The organism is Alkalicoccus luteus, from assembly GCF_052061695.1.
Classification (GTDB): domain Bacteria; phylum Bacillota; class Bacilli; order Bacillales; family Salisediminibacteriaceae; genus Alkalicoccus; species Alkalicoccus luteus.
In genome coordinates, this window is the sequence record NZ_JBPZEY010000004.1 from 173,424 (window position 1) to 188,950 (window position 15,527).

At 50.0% G+C, this 15,527-nt stretch carries 14 protein-coding genes; 9 read left to right on the top strand and 5 right to left on the bottom strand.

Annotated elements, in window-relative coordinates; genetic code table 11:
• Positions 1–3: 3 nt before the first annotated feature.
• From ACSZLD_RS07130 to ACSZLD_RS07145, 4 genes are all read left to right on the top strand, one after another.
• A complete protein-coding gene (locus tag ACSZLD_RS07130) occupies positions 4–882 on the top strand; it encodes a carbohydrate ABC transporter permease (RefSeq protein ID WP_168006531.1) in 879 nt (292 codons plus the stop codon).
• Between the two features lie 18 nt (positions 883–900).
• The gene (locus ACSZLD_RS07135) at positions 901–1,782 is read left to right on the top strand and encodes a carbohydrate ABC transporter permease (RefSeq protein ID WP_168006533.1); all 882 of its coding nucleotides are present in this window, start codon (positions 901–903) and stop codon (positions 1,780–1,782) included.
• A 75-nt stretch (positions 1,783–1,857) separates the two neighbouring features.
• Entirely contained in the window at positions 1,858–3,435 is a 1,578-nt protein-coding gene (locus ACSZLD_RS07140) for a glycoside hydrolase family 43 protein (protein ID WP_444684731.1), read from the top strand.
• A 2-nt stretch (positions 3,436–3,437) separates the two neighbouring features.
• Positions 3,438–4,055 carry a YesL family protein gene (locus ACSZLD_RS07145; RefSeq protein ID WP_444684732.1) on the top strand — a complete coding sequence of 206 codons (618 nt, stop codon included), beginning with the start codon at positions 3,438–3,440 and terminating at the stop codon, positions 4,053–4,055.
• A gap of 313 nt (positions 4,056–4,368) precedes the next feature.
• Here ACSZLD_RS07145 and ACSZLD_RS07150 read toward each other — a convergent pair whose 3' ends face one another.
• Both ACSZLD_RS07150 and ACSZLD_RS07155 read right to left on the bottom strand, forming a co-directional pair.
• Positions 4,369–5,034: a haloacid dehalogenase type II gene (locus ACSZLD_RS07150; protein ID WP_444684733.1), complete on the bottom strand. Its 666-nt coding sequence runs from the start codon at positions 5,032–5,034 to the stop codon at positions 4,369–4,371.
• The gene (locus ACSZLD_RS07155; RefSeq protein WP_377908713.1) at positions 5,009–5,539 is read right to left on the bottom strand and encodes a GNAT family N-acetyltransferase; all 531 of its coding nucleotides are present in this window, start codon (positions 5,537–5,539) and stop codon (positions 5,009–5,011) included. The genes ACSZLD_RS07150 and ACSZLD_RS07155 overlap by 26 nt, the downstream gene beginning before the upstream one ends.
• Before the next feature lie 244 nt (positions 5,540–5,783).
• Here ACSZLD_RS07155 and ACSZLD_RS07160 point away from each other — a divergent pair, with 244 nt between their 5' ends.
• From ACSZLD_RS07160 to ACSZLD_RS07170, 3 genes are read left to right on the top strand one after another with little or no spacing between them, the layout of a single operon-like run.
• On the top strand, positions 5,784–8,033 hold the full coding sequence (locus ACSZLD_RS07160; RefSeq protein ID WP_444684734.1) for an EAL domain-containing protein: 2,250 nt from the start codon (positions 5,784–5,786) through the stop codon (positions 8,031–8,033).
• A gap of 29 nt (positions 8,034–8,062) precedes the next feature.
• Complete coding sequence (locus ACSZLD_RS07165; RefSeq protein ID WP_377908711.1) at positions 8,063–9,679, top strand: thiamine pyrophosphate-binding protein; 1,617 nt, start codon at positions 8,063–8,065, stop codon at positions 9,677–9,679.
• Positions 9,680–9,700: 21 nt separating this feature from the next.
• A complete protein-coding gene (locus tag ACSZLD_RS07170) occupies positions 9,701–10,099 on the top strand; it encodes a carboxymuconolactone decarboxylase family protein (protein ID WP_343033687.1) in 399 nt (132 codons plus the stop codon).
• A 66-nt stretch (positions 10,100–10,165) separates the two neighbouring features.
• Here the strand turns inward: ACSZLD_RS07170 and htpX are convergent, their stop codons facing one another.
• From htpX to ACSZLD_RS07185, 3 genes are all read right to left on the bottom strand, one after another.
• Complete coding sequence (gene htpX / locus ACSZLD_RS07175) at positions 10,166–11,086, bottom strand: protease HtpX (protein WP_168006549.1); 921 nt, start codon at positions 11,084–11,086, stop codon at positions 10,166–10,168.
• A 69-nt stretch (positions 11,087–11,155) separates the two neighbouring features.
• Positions 11,156–11,911 (bottom strand): DUF2087 domain-containing protein, encoded by a 756-nt coding sequence (locus ACSZLD_RS07180; protein ID WP_444684735.1) that lies wholly within the window; start codon positions 11,909–11,911, stop codon positions 11,156–11,158.
• A gap of 196 nt (positions 11,912–12,107) precedes the next feature.
• On the bottom strand, positions 12,108–13,091 hold the full coding sequence (locus ACSZLD_RS07185; RefSeq protein ID WP_444684736.1) for a ring-cleaving dioxygenase: 984 nt from the start codon (positions 13,089–13,091) through the stop codon (positions 12,108–12,110).
• Positions 13,092–13,299: 208 nt separating this feature from the next.
• On the opposite strand from ACSZLD_RS07185, the gene ACSZLD_RS07190 reads away from it, so the two are divergent.
• Both ACSZLD_RS07190 and desB read left to right on the top strand, forming a co-directional pair.
• A complete protein-coding gene (locus tag ACSZLD_RS07190) occupies positions 13,300–14,013 on the top strand; it encodes a 3-ketoacyl-ACP reductase (RefSeq protein WP_377908707.1) in 714 nt (237 codons plus the stop codon).
• 433 nt (positions 14,014–14,446) lie between these two features.
• Positions 14,447–15,505 (top strand): Delta(10) desaturase DesB, encoded by a 1,059-nt coding sequence (gene desB, locus ACSZLD_RS07195; RefSeq protein WP_444684737.1) that lies wholly within the window; start codon positions 14,447–14,449, stop codon positions 15,503–15,505.
• Positions 15,506–15,527: the final 22 nt, after the last annotated feature.

The following is a 15,527-nucleotide window of genomic DNA, read 5'->3' on the forward strand; positions in this document are numbered from 1 at the left end:
TTTATGAATCAGATCATGTCGGATAAGCGCGTGATCGCACTATACACGCTGCCTGCCCTGCTTCTTATACTTACGTTAATCTATGTTCCGATCGTCCTGACGGGCTATTACGGCCTGATGGACTGGGACGGGATTGGCGGCATGGAGTTTATCGGGCTTGAAAACTATGCAAATTTAATCGGAGATACGATGTTCTGGCGCAGTGCCTGGCATTCGCTGCTGCTCGCGCTTTTCTCGGTTGGAAGCCTCGCGCTTTATTTAACGGTTTCCCTCGTATTGGCAGGCAATATCAAAGGCGCCGATATGTTCCGTAAAATTTTTCTCATTCCGATGCTGCTCTCAAGCGTCGCGATCGCCCAGCTGTGGATCCGTATTTATCATCCATCCAACGGGGTGATGAACCGGTTTTTAACATCGATCGGAATTGAAAATCCACCGATGTGGCTTGCCGATACGAGTCTCGTTCTATTCGCGATTTTTGTTCCAATCATCTGGCAGTATGCCGGTTTCTACATCATAATTTATTACGCAGCGCTGAAAAACATTCCGAAGGAGCTTGAGGAAGCTGCGAAGATCGACGGCGCCTCCCCGCTGCAGATCGCCTATAAAATTAAGCTCCCGCTTATTTCCGGGATCATTAAGGTGACTATTGTGCTTGCCGTGATCGGTTCATTGAAATACTTTGACCTGATTTATGTTATGACTGACGGCGGCCCGAACGGAGCCAGTGAAGTAATGGCCTCCTACATGTACAAGCTTGCGTTTCGATCCAATGACTTCGGCTATGGAAGTGCCGTCGGCTTCTTCCTGCTCGTGCTCATTTTGATCGTGACCTATCTCATTCGCAAAGCAACGGCTTCCAAAGATGAAGTTCAATATTAATTAAAGGAGGAACTGCAGATGCCTTCTAATACTGCTGCTGTTGAAAAAACAGAAGGGCTTCGCCTCGGATCGCTGCGGATTCGTCCGGGAAAGCTGCTGCTTTATGTCATTCTCGGCCTTGTTGCGGTGCTTCAGATCCTTCCGCTGATCTGGCTCGTGCTCTTTTCACTAAAAGATAACCAGGAAGTGTTTAACCTCGCTCCGTTCGCTCTCCCTGCTGATCCGCAGTGGAGCAACTACGCAAGAGTGTGGACGGATGGCAATATCGGACTGTACTTTTTTAACAGCGTCATCGTGACCGGTACCGCTGTGATTCTGACGGTTCTGCTTGCAAGCCTTGTGACGTTTGCGATCACAAGAATGCAGTGGAAGCTGAATAAACTTGTCCTCGGACTGTTTATGGTCGGCCTGATGATCCCGGTCCATTCCACTTTGATTCCGCTGTTCAGCTTTTTCAATACGATTGGCCTGATGGACCATCACTTGTCGATTATCTTAACGTATACGGCGTTTAACCTGCCGCTGACGATGATGATTCTGCTCGGCTTTTATTACACGCTCCCTCGTGAGCTTGAAGAGGCAGCTATTATGGATGGATGCTCGATTCACCGGATGTTCTTCCGGATCATCCTGCCAATTACGGCACCGGTGGTCGCAACAACGGCCATCATCAATATGATTTACAACTGGAACGAATTTGTGTTTGTTAACACGTTTATCAGCTCGGACAGCCTGAAAACACTTACGGTCGGTATTCAGAACTTTATCGGCCAGTACTCAACAGATTGGGGCGCCATCGGTGCTACCCTCGTCATCAGCATGCTGCCGATTCTGATCGCGTTTCTTATTTTGAGCAATAAAATTGTAGAAGGAATGACGAGCGGATCTGTAAAAGGATAGCCGCATGGAGGGAGGATTCTCCTCTCTCCTCCCTTACATAGGTGCTGTTTATTTTAGCTGAAGGAGTGTTTGTTTATGTCCACCATTCAAAATCCAATTCTCCCGGGCTTTCATGCCGACCCTTCCATTTTGCGTGTTGAAGACGAATTTTATATCGCTACTTCGACGTTTGAGTGGTTTCCCGGCGTCCGGATTCACCGCTCTAAAGATTTGCAAAATTGGCAGTTTGCTGCTTCTCCGCTGACGCGTCGTTCCCAGCTCGATATGAAAGGAAACATGAATTCCGGCGGCGTCTGGGCTCCGGACCTTTCCTATCACAACGGCACATTTTACTTGATTTACACAGACGTGAAGCAGTGGCACGGCGCCTACAAGGATGCACATAACTATCTTGTGACTGCGCCTGCCATTGAGGGGCCGTGGTCGGAGCCGGTTTATCTGAACAGCAGCGGCTTTGATCCGTCTCTCTTTCACGATGATGACGGACGCAAATGGTTCATGAATATGATCTGGGACTACCGTTCCGGACGAAATCCATTCGCCGGCATCGTCCTGCAGGAGTTTTCCGAAGCGGAGCAAAAGCTCACCGGGCCGGTTAAAACGATTTATACCGGAACGGAGATCAAGCTGACGGAGGGGCCTCATATTTATAAAAAAGATGATTGGTACTACCTGCTCGTCGCAGAAGGCGGAACAGAGTACGATCACGCTGAAACCGTTGCACGCTCCCAGAGCATTGACGGTCCCTATGAGACAGACCCGGACTATCCGCTCATCACCGCTCAGGGAAAGCCTGATTCAGGCCTTCAAAAAGCAGGACACGGCAGCCTCGTCGATACTCCGAACGGTGAGTGGTATTTCGTCCATCTCTGCGGACGGCCGTTAAACGGCTCCTACTGCACGCTCGGAAGAGAAACGGCGATTCAGAAAGTCGAATGGACAGAAGACGGCTGGCTCCGGCTTGCGAATGGCACACGCTATCCCGATATGGAGACACCTGCTCCAGATTTGCCGGTGCAGCCCTACCCGCAAGAGAATGCCAAGGATGATTTTGATGCCGATGAGCTGAGCGGCCACTGGAATTCCCTGCGCGTACCGATGGATAAGTCATGGTGTTCGCTGTCAGCCAACCCGGGCTGGCTGCGTCTCTACGGTCGTGAATCTCTTGGCTCCTTACACAACCAAAGCCTTGTTGCACGCCGGCAGACATCCTTTCGCTGCACGGCAGAAACCTCTGTATCCTTTGACCCGGAATACTATCAGCATAAAGCGGGCCTCGTTATATATTACGACACAGAGGATCATGTATACCTGCACTTAACCGGGCACGAAGAAAAAGGAAGAGTCCTGCAGATCATTCGTACAAAAGGCGGCGAGTATGAAGAGCTGCTGCTGGCACCGGTCCGAACGGCTCAAACAGGAGCCGTGCAGCTTCGCGCAGATATCGATCACGATACGATGACTCTCTCCTATAAAGATGAACGTACGACGGAATGGACACGGATCGGACCAGTTTTGGATACGACTCACATGTCGGACGACTCAGCTGCGCAGGTTCGCTTTACCGGCACCTTTGTCGGCATGGCCTGTCAAGATTACAGCGGCATGAAGCGTGCCGCCGACTTTGATTATTTTTTATATGAGGAGGAATAACCATGCTGATCAGGTGGATGGGAAACCCGGTGTATGCTGCATGCGACTGGATGGTGAAGCTTGCCTATTTAAATTTTCTTTGGGTTCTTTTCACGGCTGCCGGAGGCGTCCTGCTTGGATTATTTCCAGCTTCCGCCGCGCTTTCCCACTGCCTGAGACGGCTGGTGGCAGGTGAAACGCTGAACGATGTCATGCCTACCTTCTGGAACGTGTACCGAAGCAGCTTCCGGCGTGCGAACGTGTACGGACTCTTCTTTTGGGCTGGTGCTGCCATTATCACGCTCAATACCATGCTTGTATTTCAGTTAACCGGTCCGGCTGTTCCGCTGCTGCTTGCAGGCATGATCATCTGTGCCGTGCTGCTTCTGATCGTGCTTCTTTTTTTCTTTCCAGCCCAGGAGGTGCTTTCCGAAAAACGTTTCAGCATTTCGCTGCAGGTCGCTTTGTTTGTCCCATTCAGCAAACCGCTGCTGTTTGTAAAAGCTGCAGGCGGCACAGCTGCTCTGCTTACGCTGTTCTTTTTCGTACCGGGTCTGCTGACTTTCTGGGGCATTTCTTCCTTCGCTCTGCTGGCGGTGTATATCATGCACTCGCGCCTGGCTGCGCCCGCCGCAGCCTGAAAAAGCCGCCCGATTCTGAGAAGAAACGGACGGCATAAGAAGCTGCCTCTCTTAAATAGTTGAACGTTTTTGACGGAAAAGCTAATTTGTTTAATCGCTAAGCCCTTCTATATTGATGCTCGTAACAAGCTGCCGGCCATTGTTAGCGGAAAGCTGAAGCTTTAGGGACTGTGAGGTTCATGCTTTTGCACTGAAAGGTATATACTTTCTTTGTGAGAACAGCCTGCCCTTCGCATTCGCTTCATACTTTAAAAAACCGTTCTGCTTTCCCCTGGCAGAACGGTTTTATTTGCATTCGTGCTGCGATCTGTGTTTAATCCGCAAAAAGCTCGGTTAAAAAGTGAAGATCTTCTGCGATATAGTCCGGCTGCACCGGCACGGACTCAAAAGCTGCTTTATCTCGGCTGATCCACAATGTATCAAATCCAAATGTCTTCGCACCGATGATATCCCATGTATTGGAGGATACGAAAAGAATACTGCTTCTGGAAACGCCCGCCTCTCTCATCGCGTGATAATAGGCGGCTGAGGACGGCTTGTACTGCTTGATATCATCGACGCTCACAATCCGGTCTATTTCCGGTGCGACAGCCGACTGTTCAATCAACGGCTCGAGCATATCTCTGGAGCCGTTAGATACGATCATGTGGAGCGGTCCGTTCAGCTGCTGCAAGACAGGTGCACTTTCAGGAAACAGGCTCAGTTTTTCATAAGCCCGCATGCCCCGGTTCACCGCATCAGCAGCAGTTGAACCAGTTTCCGCATACAGTGCTGTCCGCAGTGCCTCTTCGGTAATAACCGAAAACGGACGATAGCTTCCGCTCATCTGGACGGTAAAGGCGTATTCGATCTGTTTTTTTCGCCAGAGCTGTCCGATGGAAGCGGACTGCTGAGGATAGTATTCTGACAGTGCTCCTTCTACCGAGCGAAGATCAAACAATGTACCATATGCATCATACATGATTGTGCTGTATTTCATCGTGAACCTCCTTCTGTGCTGGCTGATCGGGCAGTCGTTTTTCCATAAGCACGGTGTCGTGCCAGACGCCATCCCTTACTGCTATCCTTTCCCGATAGCCGACAGTCCGGAACCCTGATTTTTGATGTACATGCAGACTTCCTTTATTGGATGAGAAAATAACCGACTGCAGCGTCCAGATTCCGTTTACAGCACCTTCCCGTTCAATTTCCTTAAGAAGACTGGAGCCGATACCTTTACCGCTGAAGTCTGGATCCACATAAACACTGACCTCGGCAACGCCGGCATAAACCAGTCGCGGAGAAACCGGTGACAGGGCAGCCCATCCGGCAAACGTACCGTTCCAGCAGGCTGCAATCCGTGCAAAGGCGTGATGGCTGTGATTCCAGGTTTCCCAGTCTGCCACTTCTGTTTCAAACGTTGCGTCCCCATTATCCATACCAGCTTTATAAACAGCCGCTGCCTGAGGCCAGTTTTCCTTTTGCAGTCGATGCAGCGTGATCATCTAGGTCACCCTTCCGTTCTAAAGGTTTATATGCCTATCGTAACACACACCAGTCGGCTCGTTTAAAGCAGCCGGTACCAGGCTCGCTGCCTGATCTTCCACAGGTCCCTTAAGCTTCAAGTTCGCTCGGTGTTTTATAAGTATAAAGAACCGGTCCATTCACCTCTCTTCATCAATCTGAACAGTTGTGAGTATTGTTCTTCATGAAGAACGAGTATAATGAGTACAAAGGACGGTGATACGAATGAAGGACGCATCTTTAGAAGATTTTGTACAGCAGTCACGCAGAATGTGCGAGGAAGCCGGCATGGATCCTGCTGAGATCCGGATCCCTAAAGAAAAAATGTCTGCTGAAGAGCTTGCAGAGAAGCGGGACGAATACGATGAAATACTGGAAGTTGTCGATTTCTTTGCTAAAAAGGTGCTTCATTCACTCGCTGGCACACCAGTTTTAATTGTAATTTCTGACGAAAAAGGATTTATTTTAAAAATAGATGGAGACGAAACGATCCGCTCAACTATACAGCAGCTTGGGATTGAAACGGGAGTCCGCTTTACACAGGAGGATCTTGGAACGAACGTTATTTCACTTGCGCTGCAGCAGGAGCATCCCGTCGCTTTAATCGGCGACGATCATTATTTCGAATTTCTGCACGGCTCTGCCTGCTATTCTGCCCCGTTTCATTATACAGATCTGGACAACTTGCTCGGAACCGTCTCGATTATGACCGGCATCCAGCTTGAAAACAGCTTGTTTCTGAACATGTTGATGAACGTCGTCGATTCGATCGAACGCGAGCTGCTTTTGCGGAAGCAGAACCGCCGTTTAAACATTTTGAATCAGATTATGCTGCAGCGTACTCGAAACGCTGTCATTATTACGGATACAGAAGGAACGGTGACGGAATACAACGATTTTGCCGAAAAGCTCTCTGGATTTAAGCGGGAGGAGATAATCGGCCGTGATATTTTCAAATCCGATATCACCGGAGACTATTTTTATCAGGTACTGCATCACGAAAAGCAATTCAAGGATGTTGAAATGAAATTTATCAACAATCTGAATCATGAACATATCTGCCTGTTCGATGCCCAGCCGATTTACGATGCGAAAAATGCAAAGATCATTGGCGCTTTTGCGCAGCTGCGTGACATTACAGAGCGCTACCAGCTCCAGGAGCAATACAATTATCTCGCTTACCACGACGAATTGACCACGCTACCGAACAGGCGTTACTTTCAAAATGAGCTGGAAGATTTGATTGCACAAGGTGCAACCGGTACCGCGCTCCTTCTGATTGATTTAGACGGCTTTAAAAATATCAACGATACATTCGGTCATTCCAATGGCGATAAGCTGCTTCAGTCTGTCGCTGAGAGGCTCCAGAATTGTGTGGACAGTTCGCAGCTTCTGGCGCGCATCAGCGGTGATGAGTTTATGGTGCTGCTCACCGATGTAACCAGCGAGACATCTGTCAACCAGTTTGCGAAACATCTGCTGGATCAATTTCAGCAGCCCTTTTACCTTGGAGAACGAAGCTTTTATATGACGGCTAGCATCGGGGCGGCGGTGTATGAAGAGATTCCCCCGAGTCTTGAAGATTATATGGTGCACGTCGATGCGGCAATGTACAAAGCTAAATCTCAGGGGAAAAACGATTACCGTATGTTCTCCCCGGAAATGTACGTGAACTCCAGCGATGAGCTGCTATTAGAAAATGACCTGAGGGCTGCAGTTAGAAACAATGAACTGCGCTTGTTTTACCAGCCGCTTGTGGAAACCAATACCGGACATATTTCCGGCTTCGAAGCACTGATCCGCTGGCAGCATCCGGAAAGAGGGATGCTGAGTCCGTCAGCCTTTATCCCGCTTGCAGAAAAAACCGGACTGATAGTTCCAATTGGCGACTGGGTGATTCAGGAGGCCTGCAGGCAGCATATGCAATGGCTGAGCGAAGGGCTTCCTCCACTCAAAATCAGCCTCAATCTTTCAGCACAGCAGTTTTTAAAGCAGGATTTCACCGAATTTACAGCTGACGTGATCACCCGCTCCGGGATTGATCCGCGCTATCTCGATTTTGAAATCACCGAATCGATGGCGATGGACTTCAACTATGCCGCAAGCGTACTGGAAGAGCTGAAAGGCCTCGGTCTGGCAATTAGCATGGACGATTTCGGAACCGGGTACAGCTCTCTTTTCTATTTAAAGCAGTTTCGCATTGATACGCTGAAGATCGACAAGTTCTTTGTTGATGATCTTGCAGCCGGAAGCAATGGCGCTGCACTGATTAAAACGATCATAGCGATGGCTGGAGCGCTGGAGCTGCACGTAACCGCAGAAGGAGTCGAGGAGTGGTGCCAGTTTAAAACGCTGCGCGACCTCGGCTGCACGTATATTCAAGGCTATTATTTTATGGAGCCGATCTCTCCCGATACGATCTCCACTTCCTATCATGAACTGCAGCAACGTATTGCGGAAAAAACGGCAGGCTGACCAATCTATTGGAAGAGGTGTCATGACGAATGAAACGAACGGCTTTACTGATCGCGGAACAGCTTCACCGCTGGGGAATTCACCACCTGTTCGGCATACCTGGAAAACCTGTCGTCCCGTTCATTCTTGCTGCTGAAGACAGCGGCATCACGTTCGTACTCAGCCGGCATGAAGGCGGCGCAGGCTATGAAGCAGCGGGCTATGCCATGCAGGTAAGAGGACTCGGTGCAGCCGTCGGCACATCCGGTCCCGGGGCCACGAACATGCTGACTGCCGCTGCTCAGGCAAAAGCGTCCGGTCTCCCGGTTCTTTTCTTCACCGGCCACCCGTCGGCAGGAAACACCGGTAAGCCACAGGGACAGGATTCAAGTTTTTTTGGCACCGATACGGAAGCGTTGTTTAAGCCTGTGACAAAATTCAGTGCGCAGGTTGAGCGGGCTGACCAAGTCGGTCCAATGCTGCTTCACGCTGTAAAAACAGCTGTCGAGGGCGTCCCGGGCCCGGTCCATCTCAGCATCCCTGCCGATGTACTGATGGCTGAAGCAGAGCCGTTTTCCTACGATATGCCCGAGCCTGATCTCACCTATTCTCTGCGCATTAAAGAGTTTCCGGCGGCAGCGGTCTCAGCCAGACGCCCGGTTCTTCTGCTCGGGAAAGGCGTCCACACGAGCGGAGCTTATTCAGAGGTGCGGGCATTTGCCGAATTGTATCAGCTGCCTGTCATGACAACACCAGGCGGCAAAGGAACGTTTCCGGATGATCATTCCCTTTCACTCGGTGCATTCGGACTTGGCGGGACTGAACAGGCACATGCTTATATCGAGCAGGGAACGGATCTGCTTATCGTCTGCGGTTCATCGCTCAGTGACATGAGCGTCGCCGGATGGAAGCCGGAACATTATCCGGAGCGGATCATTCACTTTGATGCCCGGCAGCATGTCACCGGAATGTCTTTTCCTCGTCCTTCTCTCACGATCGCCGGAGATCTCCGTTTAAATCTGCAGCAGCTTTTGCGTCTGGAAGCCGTCCCTGCTTCGCCGATTCACCTGCCTGCTGTTCAAAAGCCAGAAGACCGCAGAGGAGGACGCTGGCTTTCAGCAGGTTCCGTCATGGACGTTCTGAACGAGATGCTTCCTGATCGTGCCTTCATTTACGGCGATGATGGAAGCCACACGTTTTATGCCATCCAGCGATATATCGTGCGCGAGCCGGGTCACTTTTTCTTTGATGATGTGTTTGGTGCGATGGGACACGGAATCGGCTACGCTGTTGGGGCAGCGTTTGCTGACCCTGATGCCGATATCGTCTGCCTCACCGGCGACGGCTGTATGTTCATGCACGGCGCTGAAGTATCCACTGCTGTATCCGGAGGAGCCGCACTGCTGTTTATCGTCATCAATAATCAGGCATTGGATATGGTTGATAAAGGTATGAAAGTAAATATTGGCCGGGCTGCCGGCACCACCTATGAAAAACCGCTCCACGCCACTTCGTTTGCAGAATCACTCGGAGCAGACGCGTACAGAATCGATTCCGAGGACGGCCTGCGTTCAGTTATGAAAAACCTGTTCCCCCTAAAACAGACCACGGTTTTGGAAGTCATGACAGACCCGGATGAAATACCGCCTACGATGCGGAGAGGATAATTCTTATTTGGAGGGATGGACGTGAACAATAAGGAGTCATATGAAAAAGGGATTGATGTATTAAAAAAGCTGACAGATGAACATGGTATTTCCATGATTCAAAGCTACAAGGATATCTCCCCTGAATTTACGGAAATGATGATTTCCTTCGGGTTCGGCACTGTATACACGACGGGTTCACTGGAATTAAAGCAGCGCACGATGCTGACGATGGCTTCTCTCGTCAGTCAGGGAGCGTTCGAGCAGCTGCCATTTCATATACGGGCTGCCATCAACCTGGGTATCTCTCCTCAGGAAATTGTCGAAGTTATTCTGCACTGTGCAGCTTACGCCGGTTTTCCGAAAGCAGCGTCCGGCATGCGGATTGCCCGGGACTTATTTCAGGAGCTTGGCGTTGAGCTTCCTGGTGAAAGCAGTTGAACATGCTTTATCATACATAAAAAAGCTGTTCCCGCACGTGAACGTGCAGGAACAGCTTTTTTTGCGTTATCGTTGTTCGAGTCGTGCAATCCGGTCATCCAAATCCGGGTGGGATGAGAACAGCTTGGAGACGCCGCCTTTCCCGCTGATTTTCATCGTTTGAATGGCGGAATCGTCCGTGCGGTCGTTCTTCACGTTCGCCCGCTCCACGTAAGCTTTTAAAGAGCGTAGGGCGTGTGCCATTTTGTCTCTTCCGGCGAGATCTGCCCCGCCTCGGTCCGCATGGTATTCCCGGTAGCGGGAAAAGGCCATAACGACCAGACTTCCGAGAATGGAGAAGAGAATCTGAAAAATAATGATTGCCGCAAATCGAACGACAAACTGCAGCTCCGAACGGACAAGCCGTGAAACAAGAATCGCAGCTACGCGGGAGAAGAACACGACGAACGTGTTAACGACCCCCTGCAGCAACGTCATCGTAACCATATCACCGTTGGCTACGTGCGCCACCTCGTGGGCGATAACGCCTTCTACTGCATTTTCATCCATATTCTGAAGCAGCCCTTCAGAGACAGCTACGAGCGACCGCTTCTTCGACGGCCCGGTTGCGAAGGCGTTCACTTCCGGCGAGCGGTAAATCCCCACCTCCGGCATATGTGCCAAACCTGCTGCCCTTGAGAAACGGTGTACCTTTTCGACTACCGCACGCTCACGCGCAGACAAGTTGCCTTCCGGGTCGAGCACTTCGACCTTCATCATTTTCTTAGCTACCCAGCGCGACATAGCCAGTGAAATAAAGGAGCCTGCAAACCCGACGATGATACTAAACACACCGAGTGCGACTAAATCGATTCCGAGCGCGCCTTCTCCTGTATCGAAGCCGCCCCCGCCGATATCTGTAAAAGTAACGATAAGCGACCAGACAATCATTATTGTCGTTAAGACAAGGATGTTCGTCATGATCCATAACATGATTCGTTTACCCATTTGTCATATCCTCCCCGTCTGTAATCCATATTTATTATACATGATGTACGAACAGGCGCATAGAAGGTTTCAGAAATCTTGCGGGGCCGGACGGGTGTGCTTCACCCAGTAGGAGGACCCGTCACGGCTGCGGTCCAGGAACCCGTACTCGATCAGGTAGCGTCGCAGCGTCACAAAATCGTCATACTTCTGTTTTAAATGCTCATTTATTTCCTTCTCTTCATACGTCCGCTGAGGCTCAAATTGCTCAGCGAGGTGACGCAGAAGAACAAGCTTCCGCTTTTCTTTACGGGGAAATGAGCTGAGCGGCCCCTCTCTGCCTTCTTTTAAATAGGTATCGAGTATTTTTTCTGCTTCTGCTTCAGTTACGGCATAGCGTTCGTCTCTCATAACGGCCCCCTCATGATACGGCACCAGCTTTTCACGCTCCGGCTTTTGCGCCATCAGTGCCAGAAACAGCTTCGCCTGCTTTTCCTTTTCCTTCAATTTAAAGCGGTGACTGCGCACGGTCGCTTCTGCTATTCCCATCTTGGCCGCTGTCTGTTTGTCTGTGCTGCCAGCTTGCAGGTGAACGAGTACCTCCTGCTGTACCTGCGTCAGGCCGGTATAGCGGCGGTCCATCGCGAGCAGCGCTGCGGCAGCTGACTGATGCGCCTCCGTTATGTGTACGCTCATTCGTTTTGCTGCTTCAAACAAGTGACCCTGATGCTGATACACCACTCCGTTCTCCGTCTGAAATCCGCAAAACAGGCATGAGTTCATGCCGTTGCGCGCCAGCCAGCCCTGTGTAATCTCGTCTATTGAAGCCTCATCCATATAGGACATCCACACCACTCCTATTCTACAATTATTATGAACAATTATATGTTTTGTTTGTTTATTTGTAAACAAAAATAGATTATATTACAAATATATGCTTGCCAGAGAGTGTGAAACGCTTCTGTAACTGCCGCTTCATTTTTGCTGAATAAACACCATAAAAAGCTTTCGTCCGGAGTAGAGCCGGACGAAAGCTGTATCGTTACTCGTATTCTTTTTCAATTGTTTTTGTGCTTCTGACCGTATCAATATGGCGTACGTACTGTTCAATTTCCTCCCGCTTCGGCTCCAGCTTTGGCGGAAGAGCCAGCTTTTCCCCTAACGTTTCATACGGCTCATCGTCCATAAATCCTGGACCATCTGTCGCCAGCTCAAACAGGATTTGCGGACCGGTTCGCACGTAAAGCGATTTGAAGTAAAAGCGGTCAACGTATCCCGAAGTCTGAAAGCCGAAGCCATGCAGACGCTCAATCCAGTGCTCAATAGCATCTCGGTCTTCTACGCGGAACGCCATATGGTGCACTGTACCGTACCCCTGCTGGGCTGGCGGCAGGACAACATTTTTCTCAACAATAATCTGGGCGCCGTTCCCGCCTTCGCCTACCTCAAACAAATGGAGAGAACCGTCCGCATCTATTTCCTTAAATTCAAACGCTTTTTCCAGAATTTCTTTAAATCCATCAAATGGTTCGATGCGGATGTGGAGAGGTCCGAGTCCAGTAATCGCATATTCAAGCGGGATCGGTCCATCCTGCCATGGGGTGCCTGCAGGAACGCCCTCATTATGCTCGTCGGACACGAGCATATACTGCTGATCATCAAAATCGGCAAAGGACAACGTCTTCTTCCCAAAAATTTCTTTTATACCGCTGTTCTGCACCTTCAGCCTGTCGAAGCGCTTCTGCCAGTATTCCAGTGCTTCATCGCTCGGCACCCGGAATCCGGTTTTATAGAGCTCATTCGTTCCGTGGCTTCCTTTTGGAATACCCGGGAAATCAAAGAACGTCATATCCGTTCCGGCACTACCTTTATCGTCGGCGAAAAACAGATGATACGTCTGAATGTCATCTTGGTTTACCGTCTTTTTGACGAGCCTCATGCCTAACACAAACGTGAAGAATTCATAGTTTTTTTCTGCACTGCTCGTAATAGCCGTTACGTGGTGCAGGCCTTTTAATCCATTCATAGTTATAAGCCTCCTCTGATTTCTGTACTCTCCGGCATCCTATTCCTTTTCAGCCGAAAATATACACCTGAAAATAGTTTGAATTCGAGATATTTTCATTATATACACTTACTTTTTGTAAGTCAATAACGATGTGCTTCTTTTTTTGCCGCTGCTTCTTCTGCTATGATGAAAACGCAGGATACTATGCTGAAAGGATGTGTTCGTCGTGCAATCACTGGCAGGAAAAAATGTTTTGATTACAGGTGCTGGAAGAGGTATTGGACGGGAAACGGCAAAGGCTCTGGCCGCTGAAGGCTGCAGGATCGGGCTGCTCTCCCGCTCGGAGGGCCCGCTCCATGAAACGGAGCGGCTTGTCGCAGAAGCTGGTGTCCCCTCCGCATCTGCTGCAGCAGATGTGGCAGATGAAGCTGACGTCAAGGAAGCCGTGCGCAAACTTGAAGAAGAGCTTGGTTCGTTCGATATCTTAATCAACAATGCTGGCATTGGCCGCAAAGGGGATTTCATGGAGCTCTCCGCTGACGACTGGCAGAAAGTACTACAGACAAATGTGATGGGAATCGTGCACGTCACGCAGGCCGTTCTTCCCGGTATGCAGAAAAAGCAGCGAGGCGATATCATTAATATTTCCTCTATGTCTGGTTTAAAGGGGACACGCGGCTCCAGTGCTTACAGCGCATCGAAATTTGCCGTGATCGGACTTGGTGAAGCCTTAATGCAGGAAGTCAGACATGACAACATCCGCGTTTCTACACTGACACCGAGTCTCGTGGAAACAGACATGACCCGTCCCGGCGAAGAACGGCAGCCCGATAAGTTTATGCAGCCGGAGGATCTCGCCGAGTATATGGTAGCCGCCTTAAAGCTCGAACAGCGCACCTTCATAAAAACTGCTGCACTTTGGGGAACAAACCCATTTTAATCGCTTCCGTTCTTGATAACGAACTTAAATATTAGTATACTAATATTTATTTTACCGAAGGCGCTTGCTGCTCGTTGAACGAATATATTAAGCTGAATATATTCAACAGGCAGCGGCCTGCCCAGCCGGTAAGCCGGCGGACTTATACCCCCTTTATTCCTGTGTGTATGCAGCTTCTGTCAGCTGACAGTTGGCACTGCCCATGCCATTTTGCTGCAGGTCTCGTTGATAAAAGCAGCCGCTGCCGCTCATGTTGTATATCCTGTCTCACAAAAAACCTCTGTACTGCCCGGCCCGGCAGCACAGAGGTTTTTTCGGCGGAAACATTAGTACCAGGTATAATAGTCTATTGTACACATGAGGGGATAATGGTAAGCTGTGCGCGTCAACGCTTTTACTCAGCACAGCAGTATTACATAAAAGGAGGAAGATCATGCGCGAACTTCATTCATTTGGCTGGTATGCCAAGCAGCTGAAGGAACATCTCCCTAAAAAGGCATTCCGTCCGGACCCGGGCAAGCTTCTCGGCGGTGCAGCTTACCTGCTTATCACGGCAGCTGCCATGCTCAGCATTGTCTTATTGTCCCTGCCGCTTGCCGTTAACCTGCTTCTCTCTCTGATCATCGGCATGAGCTTTGCCGCTATGGGCTTCCTTGGCCACGAGATTTTACATGGAACGATCGTCCGTTCTCCGTTCTTACGCAACACGCTCGGCGGATTGTTTTTCTGGCCTCTTTGCACCGGACCGCGTCTATGGCGCAAATGGCACAACATGAGCCATCACGTTCATACCCAGCATGAAGAAAAAGATCCTGACACATGGCTGACGGAAGCTGCTGTACACAGAAACCCTATGCTGCGTTTCATTTACAGACTGCCGCTTTCGGTTCGTGCTTTCTTTGAATTTGCTACACAGACGGTGATGTTCTCGCTTCACTCCCTGCGCATGTTTAAAACATACGTATCCGAATTCAAGGCAACGTCCGCACCTGCGCTCTGGCTGCAGCTGCTCCTGCCTTGGGCTACCTGGATTTCCCTGTTGTTCATCGCAGGCGTCACCAACTGGATCTACATGTTCCTGATTCCATTACTGATTGCCAATGGAATCGTGATGGCGTATATTTCAACAAATCACCGGCTGAACCCGCAGGTGGAGATCAATGATCCACTTGCAAACAGCCTGACGGTAACGGTGCCTAAATGGGTCGACGTGATCCACTTTCACTTCTCCCACCATACCGAACATCACTTGTTTCCTGCGGTTAACTCTAAGTATTATCCGCTTGTGAAACAAAAAATTAAAGAATACTGGCCTCACTTGTATCATGAAATGCCGATGAGCAAGGCGCTTCTTGCATTATGGAAAACCCCGCGCCCTTACTTCGACGGTGATAACCTGATCGACCCTTCCCGAAACGAGGTTTACGGCACACTCGGCAACGGGCTGCTGGAGTCGGAATCCGCGAAGCCTGCAAAAAAGCATGCACAATAGCTGATGCACAACGAAGGAGGAC